Source organism: Lysinibacillus sp. NPDC098008 (genome assembly GCF_044760715.1).
GTDB lineage: Bacteria > Bacillota > Bacilli > Bacillales_A > Planococcaceae > Lysinibacillus.
In genome coordinates, this window is the sequence record NZ_JBIWBA010000002.1 from 113,881 (window position 1) to 138,467 (window position 24,587).

The 24,587-nt window shown below is 37.9% G+C and carries 27 protein-coding genes; all 27 read right to left on the bottom strand.

Annotation, left to right across the window (positions count from 1 at the left end; translation table 11 throughout):
- Complete coding sequence (gene fliP / locus ACIQVU_RS02945; protein WP_340804746.1) at positions 1-666, bottom strand: flagellar type III secretion system pore protein FliP; 666 nt, start codon at positions 664-666, stop codon at positions 1-3.
- Entirely contained in the window at positions 663-1,337 is a 675-nt protein-coding gene (locus ACIQVU_RS02950) for a flagellar biosynthetic protein FliO (protein WP_340804745.1), read from the bottom strand. The genes fliP and ACIQVU_RS02950 overlap by 4 nt, the downstream gene beginning before the upstream one ends.
- 10 nt (positions 1,338-1,347) lie before the next feature.
- On the bottom strand, positions 1,348-1,710 hold the full coding sequence (locus ACIQVU_RS02955; RefSeq protein ID WP_008180756.1) for a response regulator: 363 nt from the start codon (positions 1,708-1,710) through the stop codon (positions 1,348-1,350).
- 21 nt (positions 1,711-1,731) lie between these two features.
- Positions 1,732-2,955 (bottom strand): flagellar motor switch phosphatase FliY, encoded by a 1,224-nt coding sequence (gene fliY, locus ACIQVU_RS02960; RefSeq protein WP_402893790.1) that lies wholly within the window; start codon positions 2,953-2,955, stop codon positions 1,732-1,734.
- Positions 2,948-3,943: a flagellar motor switch protein FliM gene (gene fliM, locus ACIQVU_RS02965; RefSeq protein ID WP_340804743.1), complete on the bottom strand. Its 996-nt coding sequence runs from the start codon at positions 3,941-3,943 to the stop codon at positions 2,948-2,950. Before fliM ends, fliY begins: the two co-directional genes overlap by 8 nt.
- Positions 3,944-3,974: 31 nt before the next feature.
- Positions 3,975-4,403 (bottom strand): flagellar basal body-associated protein FliL, encoded by a 429-nt coding sequence (gene fliL, locus ACIQVU_RS02970; RefSeq protein WP_340804742.1) that lies wholly within the window; start codon positions 4,401-4,403, stop codon positions 3,975-3,977.
- Entirely contained in the window at positions 4,393-4,614 is a 222-nt protein-coding gene (locus ACIQVU_RS02975) for a flagellar FlbD family protein (protein ID WP_340804741.1), read from the bottom strand. The genes fliL and ACIQVU_RS02975 overlap by 11 nt, the downstream gene beginning before the upstream one ends.
- Before the next feature lie 99 nt (positions 4,615-4,713).
- Positions 4,714-5,676, bottom strand: a complete 963-nt coding sequence (locus tag ACIQVU_RS02980; RefSeq protein WP_340804740.1) for a flagellar hook-basal body complex protein — start codon at positions 5,674-5,676, stop codon at positions 4,714-4,716.
- A gap of 86 nt (positions 5,677-5,762) precedes the next feature.
- Positions 5,763-6,137, bottom strand: a complete 375-nt coding sequence (locus ACIQVU_RS02985; protein WP_340808536.1) for a TIGR02530 family flagellar biosynthesis protein — start codon at positions 6,135-6,137, stop codon at positions 5,763-5,765.
- A gap of 15 nt (positions 6,138-6,152) precedes the next feature.
- The gene (gene flgD / locus ACIQVU_RS02990) at positions 6,153-6,839 is read right to left on the bottom strand and encodes a flagellar hook assembly protein FlgD (protein WP_402893795.1); all 687 of its coding nucleotides are present in this window, start codon (positions 6,837-6,839) and stop codon (positions 6,153-6,155) included.
- Between the two features lie 2 nt (positions 6,840-6,841).
- Positions 6,842-8,107: a flagellar hook-length control protein FliK gene (locus tag ACIQVU_RS02995; RefSeq protein WP_340804738.1), complete on the bottom strand. Its 1,266-nt coding sequence runs from the start codon at positions 8,105-8,107 to the stop codon at positions 6,842-6,844.
- A 24-nt stretch (positions 8,108-8,131) separates the two neighbouring features.
- Entirely contained in the window at positions 8,132-8,764 is a 633-nt protein-coding gene (locus ACIQVU_RS03000) for a MotE family protein (RefSeq protein WP_340804737.1), read from the bottom strand.
- 4 nt (positions 8,765-8,768) lie between these two features.
- Positions 8,769-9,218, bottom strand: a complete 450-nt coding sequence (fliJ, locus tag ACIQVU_RS03005; protein ID WP_340804736.1) for a flagellar export protein FliJ — start codon at positions 9,216-9,218, stop codon at positions 8,769-8,771.
- The gene (gene fliI, locus ACIQVU_RS03010; RefSeq protein WP_340804735.1) at positions 9,219-10,544 is read right to left on the bottom strand and encodes a flagellar protein export ATPase FliI; all 1,326 of its coding nucleotides are present in this window, start codon (positions 10,542-10,544) and stop codon (positions 9,219-9,221) included.
- Between the two features lie 5 nt (positions 10,545-10,549).
- Positions 10,550-11,338, bottom strand: a complete 789-nt coding sequence (gene fliH, locus ACIQVU_RS03015; RefSeq protein WP_340804734.1) for a flagellar assembly protein FliH — start codon at positions 11,336-11,338, stop codon at positions 10,550-10,552.
- Positions 11,331-12,344 (bottom strand): flagellar motor switch protein FliG, encoded by a 1,014-nt coding sequence (gene fliG, locus ACIQVU_RS03020; protein WP_340804733.1) that lies wholly within the window; start codon positions 12,342-12,344, stop codon positions 11,331-11,333. The genes fliH and fliG overlap by 8 nt, the downstream gene beginning before the upstream one ends.
- Positions 12,345-12,359: 15 nt before the next feature.
- The gene (fliF, locus tag ACIQVU_RS03025; protein ID WP_340804732.1) at positions 12,360-13,952 is read right to left on the bottom strand and encodes a flagellar basal-body MS-ring/collar protein FliF; all 1,593 of its coding nucleotides are present in this window, start codon (positions 13,950-13,952) and stop codon (positions 12,360-12,362) included.
- A gap of 121 nt (positions 13,953-14,073) precedes the next feature.
- Positions 14,074-14,379 carry a flagellar hook-basal body complex protein FliE gene (gene fliE, locus ACIQVU_RS03030; RefSeq protein WP_340804731.1) on the bottom strand — a complete coding sequence of 102 codons (306 nt, stop codon included), beginning with the start codon at positions 14,377-14,379 and terminating at the stop codon, positions 14,074-14,076.
- Between the two features lie 23 nt (positions 14,380-14,402).
- Positions 14,403-14,864: a flagellar basal body rod protein FlgC gene (flgC, locus tag ACIQVU_RS03035; RefSeq protein ID WP_340804730.1), complete on the bottom strand. Its 462-nt coding sequence runs from the start codon at positions 14,862-14,864 to the stop codon at positions 14,403-14,405.
- A 3-nt stretch (positions 14,865-14,867) separates the two neighbouring features.
- Positions 14,868-15,260, bottom strand: a complete 393-nt coding sequence (gene flgB / locus ACIQVU_RS03040; RefSeq protein WP_340804729.1) for a flagellar basal body rod protein FlgB — start codon at positions 15,258-15,260, stop codon at positions 14,868-14,870.
- Between the two features lie 549 nt (positions 15,261-15,809).
- A complete protein-coding gene (codY, locus tag ACIQVU_RS03045) occupies positions 15,810-16,589 on the bottom strand; it encodes a GTP-sensing pleiotropic transcriptional regulator CodY (protein WP_340804728.1) in 780 nt (259 codons plus the stop codon).
- A 251-nt stretch (positions 16,590-16,840) separates the two neighbouring features.
- Positions 16,841-18,241, bottom strand: a complete 1,401-nt coding sequence (gene hslU / locus ACIQVU_RS03050) for an ATP-dependent protease ATPase subunit HslU (protein WP_340804727.1) — start codon at positions 18,239-18,241, stop codon at positions 16,841-16,843.
- Positions 18,238-18,786 carry an ATP-dependent protease subunit HslV gene (gene hslV / locus ACIQVU_RS03055; protein WP_340804726.1) on the bottom strand — a complete coding sequence of 183 codons (549 nt, stop codon included), beginning with the start codon at positions 18,784-18,786 and terminating at the stop codon, positions 18,238-18,240. The genes hslU and hslV overlap by 4 nt, the downstream gene beginning before the upstream one ends.
- A 21-nt stretch (positions 18,787-18,807) precedes the next feature.
- Entirely contained in the window at positions 18,808-19,707 is a 900-nt protein-coding gene (gene xerC, locus ACIQVU_RS03060) for a tyrosine recombinase XerC (RefSeq protein ID WP_340804725.1), read from the bottom strand.
- A gap of 274 nt (positions 19,708-19,981) precedes the next feature.
- Positions 19,982-21,295 (bottom strand): FADH(2)-oxidizing methylenetetrahydrofolate--tRNA-(uracil(54)-C(5))-methyltransferase TrmFO, encoded by a 1,314-nt coding sequence (gene trmFO / locus ACIQVU_RS03065; RefSeq protein WP_402893805.1) that lies wholly within the window; start codon positions 21,293-21,295, stop codon positions 19,982-19,984.
- 19 nt (positions 21,296-21,314) lie between these two features.
- A complete protein-coding gene (gene topA, locus ACIQVU_RS03070; protein WP_340804723.1) occupies positions 21,315-23,393 on the bottom strand; it encodes a type I DNA topoisomerase in 2,079 nt (692 codons plus the stop codon).
- 91 nt (positions 23,394-23,484) lie between these two features.
- On the bottom strand, positions 23,485-24,381 hold the full coding sequence (gene dprA / locus ACIQVU_RS03075; protein WP_340804722.1) for a DNA-processing protein DprA: 897 nt from the start codon (positions 24,379-24,381) through the stop codon (positions 23,485-23,487).
- Positions 24,382-24,587: the final 206 nt, after the last annotated feature.

The window sequence follows — 24,587 nt, forward strand, 5'->3', positions numbered from 1 at the left end:
CTAAAAACTTTGTAGTAATGATTTCATTACAAGATACCATCCGTCCACAAGTACAAATAAGAGAATCTTAAATGGTAATGAAATCATAACTGGCGGTAGCATCATCATCCCCATCGACATTAATGTACTCGCAACAATCATATCGATCACTAGAAATGGTATAAAAATCATAAAACCAATTTGAAATGCGGTTTTTATTTCACTTAAAGCAAACGCAGGCACAAGCATTGTCAGGGGAATTTCTTCCACAGATGCTGGCTTTTCTGCTTGATTATACGATAAAAATAAATCAAGGTCTTTTTGCCTTGTATGCTCACTCATAAATTCTTTAAATGGCACACTTGCACGATCATACGCTTCCTCTAGCCCAATCTCTTCTGCAAATAGTGGCTGTAGTGCTTCATTATTAACCTCCTGAAAGGTTGGAGCCATAATAAAGAATGTTAAAAATAATGCTAAACCAATAATCACCTGATTAGGTGGCATTTGTTGCGTTGCCAATGCTGTACGTACAAAAGATAGTACAATGACAATGCGTGCAAAGGAGGTCATTAAAATTAATATACTAGGTGCAAGTGACAGCACCGTTAATAGTAGTAAGAGCTTAACAGATGTAGAAACGTTGGTTGGATCGCTATTGGAAAAAATATTGATTAAATCATTCATTTATCATCCTTCTCCTTTTGCTTCCATCGCTCGATCTCTTCACTGCGCTCCTGTTTAATTTCAGATATTCTTTTTTCAAATAGTTGACCAAATGAGTCTTGCTTTTGCTCATTTTGTAAACTATTTTTATTTTTTTTCGTAAACTTAGCAAATACTTCTGTAATATACGGTGATGTTGCTGCAAGCTCTTGCCTTTCGTTATATAGCGCTAATAGGGTTGCTACTTCTTCAGGATCAGTAATTTCACGCAATAGTTGAACATCTTCACCGACGCCTACTAAATACAATGTTTTGCCTACCTGTAGAAGCTGAACTGACTTTTGTGCACCTAACGATAAACCGCCTAAATTTTGCACCATTTGGTTACGTTGGAAGTTTAAATTTCGTTTATTTAAAAACTTCATCAAACCATAAAATAAAGCGACAACAAAAATAAGCGCTAAAACCATCTTTATGTATTCCCATACAGATATATCTCCAGCTGCTGATACATCTGTTTCTTGTGTAGCAGCTGGATCAGTAGTATCTTCATCACAAGCTTCTGGATTTTGCAAGCATTCCGTCACACTATTTTTATCAGAAGCTGCATAAACAGAAGTTGCTGTTGGGTACAAAAACAGGAAAGATACAAGAAATGCGAAAATCATCGTGAAACGAAATGATTTTAACATTTGCATGCAATCATCCTAAAGCTTTTTGAATCGCTTCAATTACACGATCTGCTTGGAAAGGTTTGACGATAAAGTCTTTTGCACCAGCTTGAATTGCATCAATTACCATCGCTTGTTGCCCCATTGCTGAACACATGATAACAGTAGCACTTGGATCAGACCCTTTAATAGCTTTTAGAGCAGCAATCCCATCCATCTCTGGCATTGTAATATCCATTGTTACTAAATCTGGTTTTAATTCATTGTACTTTTCAACAGCTTGTAAACCGTCAGCTGCTTCTCCCACAACCTCGAATCCATTTTTTGACAAAATATCCTTGATCATCATGCGCATAAATGCAGCGTCGTCTACAATCAAAATTCTTTTAGACATGATTAACTCCTCCAATTAAAACTATCTTAAATTATTTAAACGCTCTGCTTGACTTAAAACATCTGTAATACGGACACCAAAGTTCTCATCAATAACAACGACTTCCCCTTTAGCAATCAAACGACTATTGACTAAAATATCAACAGGTTCCCCTGCTAATTTATCGAGTTCAATAATTGAACCACTTGATAGTTCTAAAATCTCTTTTACAGAACGCTTCGTACGTCCTAACTCTACAGTAACTTGCAATGGAATATCAAGTAGCATATTTAAATTTCTAGCTTCAGATTGCGAGATTACATTTGTATCAAAGCTAGCAAACTGTGCTTGTTGTACATTCACAGGCTGGGCAGGTCGCTGTGGTTGCGCAAACTGCTGTGGCTCTTGGTAAACTGGTTGTTGTTGTACTGGTGCTGCCTGCTGTTGTTGCACTGGCTGAGCAGGCGGTGGTGCAGGTGCTTGCTGTTGTTGTGCAGGCGGCGGTGTTACCGGTGCCTCAGGCGCACTTGTCGCAGCTACAGGAGCCTCATTGACATCTGTTTCACCTAACAATGATTTAACAATGTTTTGACTAAATTTAAGTGGTAATAATTGCATAAGATTTGAATCAATTAAATTACCAATTCTTAATCTAAAGGATACTTTTACTAGTAAATCGTCTTCTGGGATATTTTCTCGACCCTCATCTTGCGAGATATTCATTAAATCGATTGTTGGCGGAGAAATATCTACTTTTTTGTTGAACACTGTCGACATGGATGTAGCTGCTGAACCCATCATTTGATTCATAGCTTCTTGAACAGCACTTAACTGAATTTCGCCTAAATCAGGCTTTGGATTTAAGCCATCACCACCTAACATTAAGTCAGCAATAATCGCTGCATCTGATTGCTTAATTACAAGTAGATTCATGCCTGTTAAACCAATTGTGTACTCTACTTGTACCGCTACATATGGATGAGGAAATTCCTCTTCTAATTTATTGCGATTAATCATGGAAATGCTTGGGGTAGTAATATCTACTTTTTGACCTAATAACGCCGAAAGAGCTGTGGCAGAGCTACCAAAGGAGATATTCCCTACCTCACCTAGCGCATCTTGTGCAAATGAATCAAGGTAATCCTCTACTCGTATATCATTTGTTTCATCATTTGAAGACGCTTCGGTGTCGCTATTTTTATCTTCTAACGTTTCGCCCCTTAACAACGCTTCAATTTCTTCTTGGGAGAGCATTTCATCACTCATCTTCGTCTCCTCCTTTCAAAGGGTCGATAATCTGGATTGCTAATTTTTTACCTTGCTTACCCGGTTGAACTGTGAACTTTGGCAATGTTCCCACCTTTAGTACCAATGGGTCATCAATTTTTTGATCTAGTTGTATAACATCCCCAATTTGCATTGTAAGGAAGTCTTCGATGGTAATATCTGTTATTCCTAATTCAACAGAAAGTGGTAGCTGCGCTTGTTTCACACGTCTTTCAAGCATTTTGGTTTGCTCTGGTGACATTTCTTTCGTATTCGTTTGCATCCAATAACGAACAGAAAGATTTGGAACGATTGGCTCCAATACAACATGTGGAATACAAATATTAATCATCCCACTTGTTTCTCCTATTATCGTATTCAATGAAATAACGACAACCGTTTCATTTGGCGATATCATTTGTAAAAATTGTGGGTTTACTTCAAGCTCCACTAATATTGGATCAATTTCCGCTACATTTTCCCATGCCTCACGTAAATTGTCGAATGAGCGTTCAAAAAGGTTGGTCATAATTTTTGTTTCAATTTCAGTTAAATTATCGACATTACTATGACTCGCCCCACTACCACCCATTAAACGATCTAGCATCGAGTAGGCAATGTTCGGATTAATTTCCATCAATATATTACCATCTAACGGCGGCACTTCAAATACATTTATCAGTGTCATATTCGGGATTGAACGAACAAACTCTTCAAACGGTATTTGGTCTACTGATGCAACTGTTATTTGCACATAGCTTCTTAGCTGTGCAGAGAAGAAGGTTGTCAATAGTCGTGCAAAATTTTCATGTATTCGGGTCAAACTTCGGATTTGATCTTTTGAGAAGCGAAGTGCTCGTTTAAAGTCATATACTTTAACTTTGCGTTCCTCATCTTCCTTTTTTATATCATCTGCTGACATTTCCCCAGTTGATATTGCGGAAAGCAGCGCATCTATCTCAGATTGAGATAACACATCTCCTGCCATTTGCCCACCTCCATTTCAAGCAGTTTCTGTTTTATTGAGTGATGAAGGAGGTAAAATATACTTCCTGAACTTCTCCCTCTTGCATCAATTCATTTAATCTTGTTTTTAGTGCCATTTGGAATATTTGCTTCCCTTGCTTACCTTCTAAGTCTGCTTGCCCCATTTCGGAAAGTTCCTGAATCGCAAGGTTTTGCACTTGGAAAGTACGTTTTGTTAATTCATCAGCAGCTTCTTTACTTGTCGTTTGGATTTTTAATGACAAACGTACAACTCGATTATCTGCAAGATTTGTTGTAATTTCGGGAACTTCGATAGTCGCTTCTACAATTTCATCAATAGAAGGCTCTTCAACGCCAGCTGGTTTATTAAATTGTGTTAACAAGACAAACAAAATAACCCCGATCAGTATAACTGCTACAAGCACAATAATAACCATCGTTAACATTTTATTATTCTTCATCTTCTTCACCTCGTAGATGCGGGTTTGATAGTATTTGTATATTTTTATAAAAGGCTGTTACCCTTTTTCGCACCTCATCTTCACTCTCTAAAACAATTATTTTTGTTCCAGTTGTTAAAGTAATCGTCGTATCTGGAAATGATTCGACTGTTTCTATGTATAAAGCATTTAATGAAAACACTTTGCCATTTAGACGTGTTAGTTCAATCATTGAATTAGGGCCGGGTCTGCCTTGAGAGCCGGCCCGACCCTCCCTCATATGAAAATATGTTTGTTGAAACGCCCGTTATACTAAAAAATCACATGACTATTAACGTTTTAAGTTAACTAATTCTTGTAGCACTTCATCCGATGTTGTAATAATACGTGTATTCGCTTGGAAACCACGTTGTGCCACAATCATTTCTGTAAATTCTTCAGATAAATCTACATTTGACATTTCGACAGCACCAGGTACTACTTTCCCAATTCCTGCTACAGTCGCTACTTGTGCGTATGGAGCACCAGAGTTAGCTGTTGGTTGGTAATAGTTACTACCATTTTTAACAAGACCACCAGCATTCGGGAATTTAGCCATAATTAGCTGCCCAGCATACTGTAGGTCACCTTTATAGTCAATATAGTTAACTGTACCATCTTGACCTATAGAGATTGATTGTGCTGTTGTTGGAATACGAATTGGCGAAACATCTGCCGCAAAATCTATCTCCTCCGTCATATTTCCTTCAATATCTGCTAAGCCGCTATCTGCTTTATGCTGTTCAGCCTCTGAACCATCAATACTCTCATCCTCTGAAATAGATAATTCTTCATTAGAATGACCAACCAAATATTTACCATCAGCATTTACTAAATAACCATTGCTATCCATATAGAAAATACCATTACGAGTATATAAAATATTGCTGAAGCCCTCTTCATCAAGGACACCTTCTTCATCTGGAGCACCGTTAGCATCCCCTACCATAAAGAAGCCTTCCCCTTCAATGGCTAAGTCTAATGTACGCCCTGTCGTTTGAATAGAGCCACCGCCATGAATTGTATCAATCGCAGCTAATTGAGAGCCTAGACCAACTTGTTGTGGGTTTACACCACCACGTGTAGCTGTTGCTGCAGATGCGCCTGCTTGTGTTTGGGACATTAAATCTTTGAAATTTACGCGACCTTTTTTAAAGCCAACTGTATTAACGTTAGCGATATTATTTCCAATAACATCTAGCTTTGTTTGGAAGTTTTTAAGACCTGAAATACCTGAATACATAGAACGTAACATATGTTGTCGTTCTCCCTTCATTTTTTATATGTGTGCCTCTATCAATCAGCAACACAAAGGCTTCCTTACTTAAGAAGGTCCAGCCTTTACAGCACAATTGTGCCATCAATATTGGTAAATAACTGTTGCTTTGCTTCCGTGCGATCCATTGCTGTAATGACAGTTGCATTTTTAGCACTGACAATTAAAGCGGCTTGATCCATCAAGACTAACGGCTGTTTCACACCTTTTGAATGTGCTTCAAATACCTTATCTGATACAACCTGCCATTCTTGTTCTGAAATATTAATTTTACGCTCAATAATACGTTCATGCGCATGCTTGCTGACCTTTAGCTCTTGCTTTGTAGCTTCCTGTAAATGTGCTTGAAAGGATTTTTTCTGTGTTTGAACAGGCTTATTGGGCTGTGTTGTGCGAATAGATGGATGCAAGGGTACACGCTGAATTGAAAATTGATCCATCATACTTCCCCACCTTTATTCGCTAATCACTGTAAAATCTTTATCTGTTAATTTTTTTCCGTTATCTAATTGATAATAAATAACGCCATCTTTATTGGACACAGAAACAACACGACTCTGTAATTCCTGATCATCCTCCATATACGTCACATTTTTGCCAATTAGTTTACTAGCTTGGACAAGTGGCGTTTCTGAAGTGGCATTATTACCATTTGAAGTTGTGCCAGTGCCTCCTAGAACACCCGAAATATTACCAGGTGTTATTTCCTTGCCATCTGCCAATAAGAAGACAACACTGCCATCTACAAATTTCAATGACTCGATTACACCCGTGCCTTCTGCAACAATCGGTTTATCATCTTCGTCCAATTCTTCTGTAATTTCATGCCATTTGACTTCTTTACCAATAAAGCTCGCATAGCTCATCATTTGTGTTTGTTGCTGGGATACTAGCAATGACTCCATTGCCTTTGTCATATTTTGCATTTGCTCTAAAGAAGAAAATTGAGCCATTTGAGAAATAAATTCTCGGTCATCCATTGGATTTGTTGGATCCTGGTGCTGTAATTGTGTAATTAATAGCTTTAGAAAAGCATCCTTGCCAAGATCACTATTCCCCGTTTGCTTTGTTGGTGGTCTATAATTTGAATAGTATAAATCATCCGTTATTGCTCCACTTACACTTTTTGTTTCTTCTGCCATCTTTACACCTCCTCATTTATTAAATAATCACTAAAGGACATACTTTCCTCATCCTCATCATTTTGCTGTTCCTGCTCTTCTTGCTGTTGCTGCTTAAAGAAATTATTAAAGAAGCTTTGATCGCGTTGCTGACGATCTGCATCCTGTAATGATTGGGCAATATCCAGTCGATCTACCTGTATATTTTGCTGAACAAATGCTTGTTTGAGCTGGTGTATTTGGCTATCTAATAGTTCACGTCCATGCGCTGTAGAAGCTAATAAGCGTGCTGTTAAAACACCGTCATTTTGAACAAGCTCAATACGAATTGTTCCTAAATTTTCAGGATATAACTTCAATGTTAGGCGTGTAATACCTTGTGCATTTGAAATTTGCGCTTTATTGATAATTGCCTGCATTTCTTTTAATAAAGCTTCTGATTGAGCAGGTTTAGCAGCAGGTAATGTCACTTGGAATGTATCTGCTTTTGTTTGTACTGTTTGTGGTGTCACCATTTCATTTGTAGTTGTTTCACTTTGCTTCGTTACTTGGATATGTTGGAAGCTTTGTAGTGGTAGTGTAACAGTTGTCTTTGTTGTAACCTGCTGAGCATTGTGAATTGTTTCCACTTGTGTTTGTATTGTTGTTAAAAGATTTTTAATACTGGATAATACAGTTTCTTGTGAAGCTGTTAAATCTGTTTTTTGCCCCACTAATTCTACTAGCTTTAATATTTGCAGCAATTGTGTTGCTTCTTTTGGTGTTATTTGACCTTCGCCTTGTAAGACTGTACTCACTTGTGCTTGTAGCATTGGTGCTTGGGCATCCACTAAAGTTAATAACTCCCACACATCGCTAGCCTCTTTATCTTCACCTAAAAGTTGCTGTACTAATTTCTGCAGTTGTTCCTCATCAATGCCTAATGCCTTCAGTATATTGGCTAACGTAAGCATTTCATCCATTGCCACAGCCTGACCATCTTCACCAACCTGTAGCATTAATAAGCCTTCATCATGTGGAATATTTAGTAAATCTAACAATTCTTCCAAAGACTCTGCATTTAATATTGCCTGTGCGGCTACAACGTCATTTGTTGCTACGTTTGAAGGCTGGTTTGTTTGACTAGAAGCTGACACAATTTGACCAAAAACAGCACCGAATTTTGATAAGCTTTCCTTATTGGTCATACCAGTTGCTTTGCCCTCTAACCCGCTAGTTACTGTAGATTTGGCTGCTGCTGTATTGGCTGGGGCTGCCTTTGACATTATTTGCATCATTGCGACATCCATTTTCTTTCACCTCCTTTCAATATATTATTGCTGAGCCTCAGGTTGAGGTTGAACTTGGGCCATTAATTCTGCATATTTCGCTGCATCAACAGCTTCCATTTTCTCTAAAATAGCTGCTAGCTTATCTGGCTTTAAATTTGTTAAAATACGCAGTGTTTCTGCATCGCTCATATTAGTAAGAATTGCTGCTGCTTTTTTAGGTGTCATTTTGTCGAATGTTGTTAAAATCTCATTAAAGTCCCGCTTAACCTCATCTTGTTCTTGCATTAACTTATCAATTTCAAGTTGAAGTTGCTCTTTTTCAACTTGCAACTGCTCATTTTCTGTTGTAGCTGTATCAAGCTTTTGTTGAAGCTGCGTAATTTCGGCTTCCTTTTCTTGTATTTCTGCCTGTAGATTGACCATCTTTGAATCATTATTAACAACGGCATCTTTTGCTTGCTGCTCTGCTGATGGCATAAATGGTAGTTGGTCTATCGCCTTTTTTCCTAAATCAAAAACATTCGTATTCATTAATGTTGCTACAACAAGTAAAACTGCTACAACAAACATAATGGGCAGTACAATCCAAGTAAAAAACTTTAGAAAGCCACCTTTTTTTTTCTTCGGCTGTTCTTCGATCAATTCTGCTGCCAACCGATTATCTTTTTTTGCCATGAAATCACCTGATTTCTTTCTTGTTATACGTTTGTAATGAAATTTCATCTAAAAAAAGGCTTTCTATCCGATCTTGCTCTTGTTGAAATAGTTTAAAATCCTTTTCTTTCATTTTTTCAAATTTACGTACTTCCAAGTTTTTTTCTAATAGTTTTTCTTCATGCCAATTCATCTTTGCACGAGCCTGTATAACTTTTTGTTGTACATCTGCAATTGTTTTCTCAAGACTATCAATAAAACGGCTATAATGATGAATTTCATCTATAGATGAACCGACAGTTAAGCGCTCTTGCTGAAAAGCCATTAAATCCTCTTTCTTTTTTAGCAATTCATATAGCTTTGTTGCAATCTCTTCAAAAGAACGGACAGATTCTTTATAAGCTATTTCAGTTTCATTTTTCTCTTGCTCACGAATGGTTAACACTTTTTCAAATCGATACATATAATTAACCACCTATTTTGCACCACCGTTCGATAATGTTATTAGCTCATTTACACTTTCTTCTAGTGTTATTTTATCTAAGTAACCCTGTTTAAGATAAGCTGTAATGAGTGGTTCATAATGAATTGCTTCATCAATTTCTTGAGATGTCCCTCGTTTATACGCACCAATATTAATTAAATCCTCAGATTTATCGTATGTGTAATAAAGCTCTCTTAACCGTTCAGCAGCTTTTTTATGTGCTGGCTCTGCAACATGATTCATCAAACGGCTAACGCTTTTTAATACATTAATGGCTGGATATTGCCCTTTATTGGCAAGGTTTCGATCTAACACAATATGACCATCCAGTATTCCTCGCACTGTATCAGCAATTGGCTCATTCATATCATCACCATCAACTAAAACCGTGTAAAATGCTGTTATTGAGCCCTTTTCATTTGTTCCTGTACGTTCAAGCAGCTTTGGTAAAATTGCAAATACAGATGGTGTATAGCCTTTTTGTGCTGGCGGCTCACCTGTAGCAAGACCAATTTCACGCTGTGCCATTGCAACCCTTGTTACGGAGTCCATCATCAGCATGACATTTAAGCCACGGTTTCTAAAATACTCGGCTATAGCTGTTGCTGTAAATGCCCCTTTTATCCGCATTAATGCTGGCTGGTCAGAGGTAGCAGCAACGACAATGGACCTGCTTAAACCTTCAGGACCTAAATCACGCTCAATAAATTCCCGAACTTCGCGACCACGTTCTCCGATTAGTGCAATGACATTCAAATCTGCCTGTGTGTTTCTTGCAATCATACCCAACAGTGTGCTTTTCCCAACTCCTGAACCGGCAAAAATACCTACACGCTGACCATTGCCAACGGTTAACATACCGTCAATTGCTTTAACGCCCACCTCAAGCCTTTCGTTAATAGGTGGACGAGTCAATGGATTTGGCGGGTCTTGCTCAGTAGGAACAGTCGTCAGTCCTTTTGGTAGTAACGTCCCATCAATGGGGTTGCCCATTGAATCTAAAACTTTTCCAATTAGCTCAGGGCCAACTTTTATTTCAAGGGGAGCTCCTGTTCCTTCAACAAGACAGCCAATTGATATTTCACGCAGAGAGGTAAAGGGCATTAAGACAACAATTTCATCTTTAAAGCCAACTACCTCTGCTAAAATAATTTGATGACCATTGTTTACTGTTTCTACATGAATTTTACAAACGTCGCCAATAGAACTATCTGGACCTTGCGACTCAATCATCAAGCCGACAACCCGCGTTACTCTACCAAACTTTTTAAAGGTTGGCATATGAGGAATATGTTTGATTAACTGAGCCGTTTTCATCTAGATCATTCCTTACTTTCTAATATATCATGTAGCTTTAATCGAAGCTCATTTAATTGCTCATCGATACTTACAACAATGCGACCATGATTTGTTTCAATATAGCAATCTGTATCACTCTCAAAATCCTCATTAACAAATATCATTAATGGTACATCGACTGGGAACATTTCTGCTAATTCATCTCGATTTGCCGTAATTAAAGCATGATAAGCAGGAGAAACATAAATTTTAATTTCTTTCATCTCTCTCGCTTCTTTCAGTCCTCTACGCACAATTGAAACAAATAACTCATGATTTTGTTCCAAAGAAGCACCAATAATACGCTCAGCTGCTGTTAAGCCTAACTCTAAAATAACAGCTTCCTGATCTTCAATATATTTTTGTGCATTTTCTTTCGCTTGAATAATTACTTCATTTGCTGTTTGAAGAGATTGTGCCATTGCTTCATTTGCTTTGTTTATGCCATCTTCATAGCCTTGCCCAAAGCCTTCATCATAAGCTTCCTGAACCCGATTAGGTCTTTCCTCTTCCCAGCTTTGTTTTAAAAGCTCAACTTCTTGCAAAAATAGTTGCTTTTCTTGTTCAAATGCTTCACGCTCTGCTTGTAAAGTAGCTCTCGCTTCTGCAAGCAGATAATCGCGTTCTGCCATTACTTCTTCCATCGTTGGTTGATGTTGTGAAGAGCTTACCTCTTCTTCCACAGACATTGCTTCAAACATATCACGAATCTCAATTTTTTTTACTTCATCATTATTGGACTGTGTGTAAATAGAACGGATGATTCTAGACAATAACGTCATCTCCTCCACCACGTGCAATAATAATTTCGCCAGCATCCTCTAAACGACGAATAACAGCAACAATTCGAGATTGTGCTTCCTCTACATCACGTAAGCGTACAGGTCCCATAATTTCCATTTCTTCTTTAAATGTTTCAGCCATACGCTGTGACATATTGCGGAAAATAATATCTTTTACTTCATCACTTGATACTTTCATTGAAAGCAGTAGGTCTTCGTTTTCACAATCACGAATAACACGCTGAATCGAACGATTGTCGAGTGTAACAATATCCTCGAATACAAACATACGTTTTTTAATTTCCTCTGCAAGCTCTGGGTCTTGAATTTCGAGCGCATCGAGAATTGTTTTTTCTGTTTGTCGATCCACACCATTCAATACTTCAACGACTGCATCAATACCACCCGTTTCTGTATAATCCTGTGTCACTGTAGATGATAATTTACGCTCTAATACAGATTCAATTTCACTAATTACTTCTGGTGATGTTGATTCCATCATAGCAATACGCTTAGCAATATCCGCCTGTACTTCCTGTGGTAACGAAGATAAAATAACACCCGCCTGCCCTGCCTCTAAATAAGAAAGAATCAGGGCAATTGTTTGTGGATGCTCATTTTGAATAAAGTTAAAAATTTGCGCTGGATCAGCTCTTCTTGCAAAATCAAATGGTCGCACTTGTAATGAGGATGTTAGACGATTAATAATCGTTTGTGCTTGTTCGACACCAAGCGCTTTCTCCAATACAGTTTTTGCGTAGCCGATCCCGCCTTGTGTAATATAATCCTGCGCAAGAGCAATATTATGAAATTCCTCTATAATTTCCTCTTTTACATTTGCTTCTACCTTTTTAACACTGGAAATTTCTAATGTTAAACGTTCAATTTCTTCCTCTGTTAAATGTTTATAGACAGAAGCCGAAACTTCAGGTCCTAATGAAATTAACAAGAGAGCAGCTTTTTGTTTCCCTGTTAATTCCTTATCTTTCTTGGACACAGCCGAACCTCCTCGTTAATCCTCAGCAATCCAACTACGCAGTAACTTCGCAAAATCGTCTGGCTTTTCCTTTGCCATTTTCTCAAGTTGCTTACGACGCATTGTAGCTTCTGTTTCAATTTCTTCATTAATATCATCAACTATTAATTCTTCTTGTTCCTCTAGAATACTTTGCTCTTCTTCTTCCTTCGCACGCTTGCGAGAACGGATAATAAAGAACGCTAGCAGTAGAATAACAGCCAATAAAATACCGCCAATTACCCAAACCCACCATGGAATAACTGGTGTTTCATCTGCAACATCGGTTACTTTTCCGTATAAAGGTTGCACAGATACAGCTACCTTTTCATCAATTTGTTCTTGTGTTAGCTCTGCTGCAACATCTTTTGAAATCGTTGTACGTACAATTGTGCTTAAGATTCTTTCAATATCTTCACGGACACCATCTGGCAATGAAGCAACATCTTCTGCTGTTGGTGGCTCAACAATTACTTGAATACCAATATCTTGGATTCTATAAGGAGCTTCTTGAATATCTTTGCGTATACGGTTGACATCATTGTTAATCGTTTCCTCCGTACGCTCATACTCCCCATCACCCATCATGCCTTCGTTATAAGTAGTGAAATTATCCGTAGGCATTTCAGCTTCTGGCTCTCCAGTAGCTGCTGCACCTGTGCCAGTATATTGTTCAGTAATACGCTGTGCACTAATGGCGATTCCTTCCATATTCTCTTCATCAACAGGTGTAACGAGGTCTTCTTGGCGATCTTCTTTTTTGAAATCAATATCTGTTGTGATGGAAACCATTACCTTATCCTGCCCCATCAGTGTACCAAGCATCGTTTGTACCTGACGCTGTAGATCACGTTCTACCAATTTCTTCATTTGTAGTTGACCTTCAGGAGTTGCTGTAGATAGACCATCAGTAGATGCTGCATTCAAATCAAAATACTCTGAGTATTGGTTAGAAATAACAATATTTTCAGGTTTTAAGTTAGGAATACTTTTAGATGCCAAGTTATACATTGTTTGAATTTGTTGTTCTGTAAATTTATAGCCTGGGTCTGTATTCAATACAATGGATGCAGTTGCCTCATCCTGAACATCTGTTAAAAAGATACCTTCCTCTGGCATCGTAATTCTCACACTTGCATCTTTTACACCTTCTAAGTTTTTAAAGAGCTTCGCAATTTCAGTTTCAGTCGCTGCCTTTTTCAATAGATTAAACTCATTATCTGTCATACCAAATCCTGAGCTATTCGCAAATGAGTAATCAATTGTACCTGTTTGTGGATACCCCTCTGAAGCTAACTGTACTAATAAGGAGTCAACCTGTTCTTCAGGCACTAAAATAGAAGTTCCACCTGGAGCAATTTCATATTTCACACCTTGGGCATCCAACGCTTCCTTTACTTGTCCGATTTCTCTTGTCGATAAATCTTTGTAAAGTGGTACATATGTAGTTTTAGAAGCAAAAAATGTCACAACTGCTGCAAGTACAAGCACACTTACTACGGAGCCAATCATAACTATTTTTTGCTTTTTACTGCGACTTTTCCAAAATTGACTGGTGTCGTTTTTTATTTTCGTCAATCTTTCATTCATTATGAATCCTCCGGTTATAGTGAATAACCTAGCAATCAATAATTTGCGAAAACAGTGAGCCCACCAAATAGGTGGTTGTTAAGCTATATCGACAGTGTATGTTCTTACTCTGCCAATAAAGTTACACGCTCATTCGCATTATTTCTTGGTAAGCTTCAATCACCTTATTGCGAACTTCAATTGTTGCGTTTAATGTAATACTAGCCTTTTGTGATGCAATCATTACTTCATGTAATTCCACATTATCACCTTTAATGAGCTTTTGCGTAAATGTGTCAGAAGTGATTTGTTGATCATTCACTTTAGCGATTGCTTCTTTTAATGAGTTCGCGAAGCTTTGTTGTGCTTCATAAGGTGTTGTATTCAGCTTATTTGTTTCATTTACAGCTTGAGTAGGCGTCATGAGTGAAACGGATGAAATTGTCATTATGTATCTTCCCTTCTCTTTATTTATTTACCAATCTCTAAAGCTTTTGTCAGCATTGATTTATTTGCATTAAACACCGTTACATTTGCCTCATATGAACGAGTGGCTGACATTAAATCTACCATTTCTTTCAATGGGTCTACATTCGGCATATTGACATAGCCATCTGCATTTGCATCTGGATGTGTTGGGTCATAAACAAGCTTGAAAGGTGTTTCTTGATCCTCTGTTATACGTGTCACTTTGACACCATTTCCAACACCGCTTTTAGCATTTTTACTAAGTGCTGCATTGAAAATTTTTGAGAATTGACCTTCCTGTGCGGTTAATGTCACTGACTTACGTCGATACGGTTCCCATTCTCCGTTTACCTGACGTGCGCGTGTTGTATCCATATTTGCCATATTCGCAGAAATAACATCCATGCGTAGGCGTTGCGCTGTTAAAGCTGAGGCAGTCGTATTCATTCCATGAAAAATAGACATTTATTACTTACCTCCTTTAATAACAGTATTTAATGTGTTTAATTTCCCGTTTACACGATCAATTAAAGCATTGTAATAAATTTGATTTTCTGCTAATTTTGCCTGTTCAGCATCCATATCTACAGCATTCCCATTATTTCGATAGCGTAAATTTTCCAGATTATGAACACCAGGCGTTGCTTGTCGAATTGTGAAATCATAATGTCTATTATCAGTGCGATATGCTGAAATCGCTATACTTCTCTCTTTTTCCAACATATCTTTAAAACTAACATTTTTCGCTTTATAATTAGGTGTATCGACATTCGCAATATTATTTGCGATCGTTTTATGATTCAAAGTGGCATAGGAAAGTCCGTGTTCCAGGCTACTAATTGTTCCTCCAAATAAATTCAAACCTGTTCACCTCATTTTATTTCAATTTATGTATTAGTTATTTTATCCAATAATACAATTGTAATTAAGATGATACCTAGTGTCTATTGTCTTTTGTCACTTTTTAATAGTCTATACGCCCTATTTTTTCTTATATCCAACCAGGACAAAACTGCTGTATCTCTTATTTCACAAGGGTTTATTCGAGCTTGACAAATATCTAGTTATTTTACACTATTTCTACAGTGTTTACGATTTTAGTGTGAAATATGGCTTTTTTTCAAACGCTATTACCTATAAAAACGCATTTTTCACAAGGTTCCTTTTGACTATTATTCCAAAGTTCAAATATTCAAAAAGTGCAAATAGAGTTTTTCACTTACTACTGTACTAAAGTAACAAAGAGATAGTTAGCATATTCTTTCTATGCTAAAAGTAGTGACAACTTTTTGAACATAATTAGGAAAAAAGCAATAAATATAGCATTCTGGACTGCTTTACAAAGAAAAAGCGTCTAGATATTCACCCAGACGCTTACATTTTTATCTTCTCTATTTATAAAAGAGACCATTATTTCATCTTGATTTCTGCTAAAGCATTTAAAAATTTATCGTTCAGCACTTTAATATAAGTACCTTTCATACCTAAAGAGCGAGATTCGATAACGCCCGCAGATTCTAGTTTACGTAATGCGTTTACGATTACTGAACGTGTAATACCTACGCGGTCAGCAATTTTAGAAGCCACTAGTAAACCTTCATTGCCATCAAGTTCTTCAAAAATATGCTCAATTGCTTCTAATTCACTATATGAAAGCGAATTAATCGCCATTTGTACAACAGCTTTGCTACGTGCCTCTTCTTCAATTTCTTCAGATTTTTCGCGTAAAATTTCCATGCCTACTACTGTTGCACCGTACTCTGCTAAAATTAAATCATCATCTTCAAACTGTGAAGATAGGCGAGCAAGAATTAATGTGCCAAGACGTTCACCACCACCAACGATTGGTACAATTGTTGTTAATGCATTTTGGAATAATTCTTTGTTCTCCACTGGGAACGCTGTATGTTCATCATTAATATCTAAGTTTGATGATGTTTCAGAAATTGTAAATAAGCTATGTGTATATTCCTCTGGGAATTGTCGCTCTTCAAACATTTTTTTCATACGTTCATTTTCAATTTGTTGGTGAATGGAAATACCTAATAATTTTCCTTTACGGCTTACAATATAAATATTACTATCGATAATATCTCCTAGTGTATCAGCCATTTCCTTGAAGTTTACTGGCTTCCCAGCTGAAGCTTGAAGCATTGCGTTAATTCTACGTGTTTTTTCTAATAAATTCATTTAAAGTTCCTCCTATAAATAATCCGAACATATTTACTTACTATTTTAAAGCTTTGGATGGCTTCATCAATTATGCCCCAACATCAGGCACATCCGCCGGGGCTTTTATCTTGGCTCAGCGGACACCCACTGAATAGAGGTAAAAAAGCATTCATTCCCTCCCAGCAGAAGAAAGGATTTTCTGTATCTATCGCTTCGCTTTCAATACAAAAAGAATTTGCTGCACCAAGATAATCCTATTCAGCTTTATCTTACAATATAAACTGTGATAAATCTTTATTTTTGACTATGCCTGCAAGTTTTTGATCAACATATGCAGCATTGATTGGGATATTCGCTGGTGCAATTTCTGCAGCTTCAAATGATAGCTCCTCTAGCAAACGCTCTAAAATTGTGTGTAAACGTCGCGCACCAATATTATCTGTTTCCTGATTTACCTCTGTTGCAATTTCAGCAATTCGCTCAATCGCATCTGCTGTGAAATTAATTTCCACACCTTCTGTTTCTAACAATGCCTTATATTGCAAAATAAGAGATTGATCTGGTTCCTGTAAAATTCGAACAAAATCTTCTTTTGTTAATTTCTCAAGCTCTACCCGAATCGGGAAGCGACCTTGTAACTCAGGAATTAAATCGGACGGCTTCGACATATGGAATGCACCTGCAGCAATAAATAGCATATAATCTGTTTTCACTGCACCATATTTTGTCGTCACTGTAGAACCTTCTACAATCGGTAAAATATCTCGTTGCACACCTTCGCGTGATACATTTGCTGATGTATTTCCTTCTTTGCTAGCAATTTTATCGATTTCGTCAATAAAAATAATGCCTGATTGCTCAGCCCTCGCAATTGCCTCCTGTGCAACCTCATCTGCATCAATCAGCTTATTTGCTTCTTCTATTGTTAAAATGCGACGTGCATCTTTTACTTGCACACGGCGTTTTTTCTGCTTTTTAGGCATTAAACTAGAGAGCATATCTTGCATCCCACTATTAGCAGACATATCCATGCCCGTTCCCTGTAATGCATCAAAAATGGATGGTGTTTGTTCTGTTACCTCAACAGTCACCCATTCATTTTCCAGTTTACCATTGCGTAAATCAAGAGCAATTTGCGCACGCTTTGATCGTACTTCAGCCTCATCCGCTGATGAATCATCATTTGTTGGCTGTTCTTTGCCACCAAATAACATTTCAAATGGATTTTGCATTGTCTGTTTTTTGCGTAAAGAAGGCACTAATAATTTCACAATAGCTTCATTTGCTAGCTCCTCTGCTTGTTCCTTTACAGACTCCATCATTGCTTCCTTTACCAGACGATGTGAAGCTTCCACTAAATCGCGCACCATTGATTCAACATCACGCCCTACATATCCTACCTCTGTAAATTTGGTTGCTTCCACTTTTACAAAAGGAGCATTTGTCAGTTTCGCAATTCTTCTGGCAATTTCCGTTTTTCCGACACCTGTTGGCCCGATCATCAAAATATTTTTCGGAATGACTTCAGCCTTCATATCATCATTTAATAATGAACGACGATAACGGTTACGTAGTGCAATAGCTACGGCTCGCTTAGCTTCATTCTGCCCAACAATGTAACGATCTAAATGTTCAGTAATTTGTCTTGGCGTTAAATTTTTTTGTGTCATTCGTTCAGCGCCTCCACGATAATATTATGATTTGTAAATACACAGATTTCAGCAGCGGTTTTTAATGCCGCTTCAGCAATTTCACGAGCAGTCATCTGATCACCTGCATATTTTTTCAATGCTCTGCCCGCTGATAATGCATAATTACCGCCAGAGCCGATTGCTAAAATACCATCATCTGGTTCGATAACTTCACCTGTACCCGATACAAGTAACAATGTTGTTTTATCCATAACAAGCAGCATAGCCTCTAATTGGCGTAGCATTTTATCACCGCGCCATTGCTTCGCAACCTCTACTGCTGCACGCTGTAAATTTCCATTATATTCGTTTAATTTGCCTTCAAACATTTCAAATAATGTAAAAGCATCGGCAACAGAGCCTGCAAAGCCTGCAAGAACCTGACCATTAAACAGACGTCTGACCTTCCGTGCTGTTCCCTTCATCACAACAGCATTGCCTAATGTGACTTGACCATCACCAGCCATAGCACAGCCTCCATTATGATGAACTGCAAATATCGTTGTTGCATGAATTTGTCCCATCTGCCTTCCTCCTTAGCTCTATTATGCCCTTGGATGAGCATTCATATATGTTTGACGAAGATGCTCCTTTGTTACATGTGTGTAAACCTGTGTAGAAGATAAATGCGCATGACCTAATAACTCCTGCACTGTTCGCAAATCCGCACCATTATTTAACAAATGCGTCGCAAATGTATGGCGAAGCATGTGTGGGTAAATTTTTGTATGGAGTGAGGCCTTATCAATCATTTCATTTAAAACATGACGCACCCCTCGAGGTGTAAGTTCCCCACCACGCATATTGACAAACAACTGCTGATGCTTTGTTTTTTTCATCAATCGTGGACGAGCTTGCTCTATGTAGTCCTGCATGGCTAAACTCGCAAATTGACCAAATGGGATAATTCGTTCCTTTCGACCTTTCCCCATCACACGTATAATAGAATAATGAAAATCAACATCTTCTACTTGAATGGATGTCAGTTCACTCACACGAATACCTGTTGCATATAACAGCTCTAATATAGCCATATTTCTTAATGATTTCAAATCATCGCCTATATTTGCATCGAATAACTGCATCAATTCTTCTTCGTAGAAAAAATTTGGCAAACGCGATTCTTTTTTAGGATGGTATAGAGAACGAAATGCGCCATCATCTAATCCATATTGTTTATTGAGAAAACGGAAAAAGGAGCGTATCGAGGAAATCTTTCTTGAGATAGAAGCCCTTGCTCTTTTTTCATCGTACAACTTTGTTACATAAAGACGTGCATGTATATATTCAACACTTGCTAAATCATTTACTCCCTCTTCTTGCAGAAAAGCTAAGAAATTTAACAGGTCTGATTCATATTCGCGCACCGTATGAACAGAGAAGTTCTTTTCAGCCTGGATGTAAAGCAAGAACTGTTCGAGTGCATCTTGGGACGAAACTAACATAGAAAGATTCACCACCAATGATTATTAATAATTTCCTTCAATAACTAACACTTGTACTATAACGAATAGACAATGTTTTGTCATCTTGCATCATTTTTTATCATTAATAAACATACATATTGACACTATACTTATCTTTACCATATAGCAAGTGTAAATAGTTATATTTTAAAAAAATCTCAATATAAAATCATAAATTTTGTTTAAATCAGCATTTTATCACCAAAAAGAAAAAGCCTCTAAGAGTATATCAACTTTTAGAGGCTGTTGGCAATTAAATTGTTTGCGAATTCACAAAATTGCGAATTTCACTTAATGCACGCGTTGCATGCATTTCTGCACGTTCTGGTTTAGAGCGACGACCAGGTGGTAACTCAGGGAATATACCAAAGTTCACATTCATTGGCTGGAAGTTTTTCGATTGCGCCTCTGTTATATAACGCGCCATACTTCCTAACGCTGTTTCAAATGGGAAAATAATTGGCTCTTGCCCTAGTGCTAAGCGAGCAGCATTAATACCTGCTATTAATCCACTCCCTGCTGATTCAACATACCCTTCTACACCTGTCATTTGACCTGCAAAGAAAATATTTTTTCGCTCGCGTAGCTGATATGTTTTTTCTAATACTTTTGGTGAATTAATAAATGTATTGCGGTGCATAACGCCATAGCGCACAATTTCCACATTCTCTAGACCTGGGATAAGCTGCAGCACTTCTTTTTGTGGACCCCATTTTAGATGTGTCTGGAAGCCGACAATATTATAAAGTGTACCTGCTGCATCATCTTGACGCAGCTGGACAACTGCATAAGGACGTTTCCCTGTTTTAGGGTCTTCCAGACCAACTGGCTTCATTGGTCCAAACAGCATTGTTTTCTCTCCACGAGCTGCCATTACTTCGATTGGCATACAGCCTTCAAAGTAAATTTCTTTCTCAAACTCTTTTAATGGTACAACCTCTGCTTCTATAAGTGCTTGACGGAAACGATCAAATTCTTCCTTTGTCATAGGACAGTTTAAATAAGCCGCTTCGCCTTTATCATAACGAGATTTTAAATAAACCTTGTCCATATCTATGCTATCTTTTTCAATAATTGGCGCTGCTGCATCATAAAAATATAAATAATCTAATCCCGTTAAGCTTTGAATTTTTTCAGCTAGTGCCTTTGATGTTAGTGGACCTGTTGCGATAACCGTAATGCCCTCTGGAATTTCTGTAACCTCTTCATGAATCACTTCCACAAGTGGATGATTTTTTACAGCCTCTGTTACATAGCCAGCAAATTCATGACGGTCTACTGCTAATGCGCCCCCGGCAGGCACTGAACATTGATCTGCCGCCTTTAAGATAACAGAATCTAAAATGCGCATCTCTTCCTTAATAACCCCTACAGCATTTGTTAAGCCATTGGCACGCAATGAGTTCGAACAAACAAGCTCTGCAAATTTATCCGTATGATGGGCAGGTGTTTGCTTGACGGGACGCATTTCATAAAGTTTTACGTTAACACCACGTTTTGCAATTTGCCACGCTGCTTCACTACCTGCAAGGCCTGCTCCTATTACATTTACTACTTGTTCAGTCATGTTTCTTACCATCTTCCTATCATTGAGTTGGTGCTTCTTCATAGTCACATTTTGTACATTGAATTTGCACGCCTTTTTTAATCTTTTTCTCTACTAATAATGCACTACATTTCGGACACGGTCTACTAATCGGCTTATCCCATGACACAAACTCACATTCTGGATATTGATTGCAGCCATAGAATAAACGCTTTGTTTTACTTTTACGTTCTACAATTTCACCTGTTTCACAGGAAGGACATTTTACACCAATTGGTTTCATAATCGCTTTTGTATTGCGGCAATCTGGGAAGTTTGAACACGCCATAAATTTACCATAGCGTCCAAGCTTGTAGACCATTGGTGAACCACATAGTTCGCAATCCTCACCAGCAGGCTCATCTTTGATCACAACTTTTTCCATAGCTTCATCCGCATGTTTTACATGAACCTCAAAGTCCTTATAAAACGCATCAACAACCTCTACCCATTGACGACTACCTTCTTCAATATCATCTAAATCTTGTTCCATTTTTGCTGTGAATTCGATATTTATGATATCTGGGAAAAACTCTAATACGAGTTGGTGTACAATTTCACCTAGCTCTGTTGGCATAAAGCGTTTGGCGTCTAATACAACATAGCCGCGGCGCTGAATTGTATCGAGGGTCGGTGCATATGTGGATGGGCGTCCAATACCTAGTTCTTCCATTGTTTTCACAAGACGCGCCTCTGAATAACGTGGTGGTGGCTGTGTAAAATGCTGCTTAGGCTCAATTTCAAGCGATTTTACTTGATCGCCAATTTCCATCTCAGGTAGAAGCTTTGTTGTTTCTTCAGCTTGATCATCAGTACCTTCGATATAGAGTTTCATAAAGCCTGCGAATTTAACTTGTGAGCCGTTCGCACGAAATAAAACATCACCATTTTGAAGGTCTACTGCTACTGTATCCAATATAGCTGGTGCCATCTGACTTGCAATAAAGCGTTCCCAAATTAAACGGTATAAACGCAACTGATCTCTACTAAGCACCGCTTTTAAATCCTCTGGTGTACGCATCGTACTTGTTGGACGAATTGCCTCATGCGCATCTTGTGCATTTGAAGCCTTTTTCGCTTGCTTTGTATCTGTCGCAATATATTCTTTACCATACTTTGATTCGATGTAAGTGGTCGCCTCTGCTTTAGCAGTATCCGAAATACGTGTAGAATCGGTACGCATATACGTAATTAAGCCGACTGTTCCCTCTTTTTTACCAATATCAATTCCTTCATATAATTGCTGTGCAAGCATCATTGTTTTCTTAGCACGGAAATTTAATTTTCGTGCTGCTTCTTGCTGTAAGGAAGAAGTTGTAAAGGCTGGTGCCGCATTACGTTTACGTTCTTTTTTCGATACATTAACAACTTCAAAATTTGTACCTTTTACATTTTTTAAGATTGCTTTTACTTGTTCTTCATTTGTTAATTTAATTTTCTCTTTGCCATTACCATAATAAAGGGCATCAAAGGTTTTTTTACCTTTTTCAAATGTCCCTTCTATTGTCCAGTATTCCTCTGGCTGAAAGTTTTTTATTTCATTTTCACGATCAATAATCAAGCGTAATGCTACAGATTGTACACGACCTGCTGATAAACCCTTCTTTACCTTTTTCCAAAGAATCGGGCTAATGTTATAGCCAACAAGTCTGTCCAGTATTCGTCTAGTTTGCTGAGCATCCACTAAATCTAAATTGATCGGACGAGGGTGTTTAAAGGATTCAACAATTGCATCCTTCGTAATTTCATTAAAGACAACTCGACAATCTGAATTAATATCAATGTTTAACGCAGTCGCAAGGTGCCAAGCAATCGCTTCTCCCTCACGGTCTGGATCGGCTGCTAGAAATACTTTCTTCACTTTTTTAGCTGCCGTCTTAAGCTCCTGTAAAACAGGCCCTTTACCACGAATGGTAATATATTTAGGTTCATAATTATTTTCTGTATCCACACCCATTTGGCTTCGAGGTAAATCTCGAACATGTCCAATCGATGCTTTTACTTTATATTTTTTGCCTAAATAACGTTCAATTGTTTTTGCTTTTGCTGGTGATTCTACAATCACTAAATAATCCGCCATCTATATCTCCCCCTTAGCGAGGTCTATTACTAATTTTTTAAGTTACCTGTTGCAAAATGTATAACAGATTTTAAGATAATGCAACTTTTTTTCAATTTTTGTTAGAAAAGAGAGCCAGTGTTTCTACGATTTGATGACCATTACTCACCGGAATTGCCCCCTCTAACAGTAACTGATTTGTCCCCCTAGACTGCTCTGCATCAATAGGTCCCGGTACAACAAATACATCCTTTCCCTGCTCTAAAGCAAGCTCTGTTGTAATAAGTGTGCCACTTTTTAACGCAGCTTCTGTCACAACTAAAGCTTTAGCTAAACCGCTAATAATGCGATTACGCATTGGAAAATGCCATTTTTCTGGCTTCATATAGGGAGGATATTCCGTTACTAATAGCTGGTGCTCCATCATTTCTTGAGCAAGAGCTTGGTTCTCTTTAGGGTAAAAATATTGAAAACCATGTCCAAGCACAGCAATTGTCTGGCCACCCATCTTTATCGTTGCCTTATGAGCCATTGTATCAGCACCTTTTGCTAGCCCGCTAACAACCGTATAACCATGTTGAACAAGTGGCGGAACAATATAGTCCATCGCTCTTATTGAATACGCTGTGGCCTTCCTAGAGCCTATAATCGCTATCTGTTTGTTATTTGTTAATAAGGAACATTGACCTTTCACATACAATACAGTAGGTGGGCTAGATATTTCAAATAATTGCGCTGGATAATAAGGGTGATAATAGGGTATGGGGAAAATATTAGCTTGTGCATAGGCTTCCTCAAACGGAAATGTCATCATTTGTCGAAAGTTTTGAGCGATTTGTGACGCTTTATCTGTCGATATTTGTAAAAGTTTCGCAATCTCATGGTAATGAGCCTGTTCAAAATGGCTCAATACATCCACTGGGGATACTAATCGTTGAAGTTTCTGAAGTGGTAATGGATATACATAATGCAAAGCTAGTAATCTCTGTGCATCTACTGCAAAGATCATTTAACAAGCCTCCTTATAATAGAAGAAATGAAATGACCGCATAATGATTCCAACACAATCTCCATCAAAAATCTTTCCCATCATTTATAACAAAAAGTATGCGCTTTTGCACAGTAAATAGGGTCTTGCTAACTACGTCATACATTCATAACAATTATTTCCATTTCAGTGCAAATCAATTACGCCCAGCGTAATTGCGTTCGGAT

Excerpts from the sequence above, each read along its gene's own strand:
- fliP (WP_340804746.1), bottom strand. The coding sequence starts at position 666 with ATGAATGATTTAATCAATATTTTTTCCAATAGCGATCCAACCAACGTT.
- ACIQVU_RS02950 (WP_340804745.1), bottom strand. The coding sequence starts at position 1,337 with ATGTTAAAATCATTTCGTTTCACGATGATTTTCGCATTTCTTGTATCT.
- ACIQVU_RS02955 (WP_008180756.1), bottom strand. The coding sequence starts at position 1,710 with ATGTCTAAAAGAATTTTGATTGTAGACGACGCTGCATTTATGCGCATG.
- fliY (WP_402893790.1), bottom strand. The coding sequence starts at position 2,955 with ATGAGTGATGAAATGCTCTCCCAAGAAGAAATTGAAGCGTTGTTAAGG.
- fliM (WP_340804743.1), bottom strand. The coding sequence starts at position 3,943 with ATGGCAGGAGATGTGTTATCTCAATCTGAGATAGATGCGCTGCTTTCC.
- fliL (WP_340804742.1), bottom strand. The coding sequence starts at position 4,403 with ATGAAGAATAATAAAATGTTAACGATGGTTATTATTGTGCTTGTAGCA.
- ACIQVU_RS02975 (WP_340804741.1), bottom strand. The coding sequence starts at position 4,614 with ATGATTGAACTAACACGTCTAAATGGCAAAGTGTTTTCATTAAATGCT.
- ACIQVU_RS02980 (WP_340804740.1), bottom strand. The coding sequence starts at position 5,676 with ATGTTACGTTCTATGTATTCAGGTATTTCAGGTCTTAAAAACTTCCAA.
- ACIQVU_RS02985 (WP_340808536.1), bottom strand. The coding sequence starts at position 6,137 with ATGGATCAATTTTCAATTCAGCGTGTACCCTTGCATCCATCTATTCGC.
- flgD (WP_402893795.1), bottom strand. The coding sequence starts at position 6,839 with ATGGCAGAAGAAACAAAAAGTGTAAGTGGAGCAATAACGGATGATTTA.
- ACIQVU_RS02995 (WP_340804738.1), bottom strand. The coding sequence starts at position 8,107 with ATGGATGTCGCAATGATGCAAATAATGTCAAAGGCAGCCCCAGCCAAT.
- ACIQVU_RS03000 (WP_340804737.1), bottom strand. The coding sequence starts at position 8,764 with ATGGCAAAAAAAGATAATCGGTTGGCAGCAGAATTGATCGAAGAACAG.
- fliI (WP_340804735.1), bottom strand. The coding sequence starts at position 10,544 with ATGAAAACGGCTCAGTTAATCAAACATATTCCTCATATGCCAACCTTT.
- fliF (WP_340804732.1), bottom strand. The coding sequence starts at position 13,952 with ATGAATGAAAGATTGACGAAAATAAAAAACGACACCAGTCAATTTTGG.
- fliE (WP_340804731.1), bottom strand. The coding sequence starts at position 14,379 with ATGACAATTTCATCCGTTTCACTCATGACGCCTACTCAAGCTGTAAAT.
- flgC (WP_340804730.1), bottom strand. The coding sequence starts at position 14,864 with ATGTCTATTTTTCATGGAATGAATACGACTGCCTCAGCTTTAACAGCG.
- codY (WP_340804728.1), bottom strand. The coding sequence starts at position 16,589 with ATGAATTTATTAGAAAAAACACGTAGAATTAACGCAATGCTTCAAGCT.
- hslU (WP_340804727.1), bottom strand. The coding sequence starts at position 18,241 with ATGACACAAAAAAATTTAACGCCAAGACAAATTACTGAACATTTAGAT.
- hslV (WP_340804726.1), bottom strand. The coding sequence starts at position 18,786 with ATGGGACAAATTCATGCAACAACGATATTTGCAGTTCATCATAATGGA.
- xerC (WP_340804725.1), bottom strand. The coding sequence starts at position 19,707 with ATGTTAGTTTCGTCCCAAGATGCACTCGAACAGTTCTTGCTTTACATC.
- trmFO (WP_402893805.1), bottom strand. The coding sequence starts at position 21,295 with ATGACTGAACAAGTAGTAAATGTAATAGGAGCAGGCCTTGCAGGTAGT.
- topA (WP_340804723.1), bottom strand. The coding sequence starts at position 23,393 with ATGGCGGATTATTTAGTGATTGTAGAATCACCAGCAAAAGCAAAAACA.
- dprA (WP_340804722.1), bottom strand. The coding sequence starts at position 24,381 with ATGATCTTTGCAGTAGATGCACAGAGATTACTAGCTTTGCATTATGTA.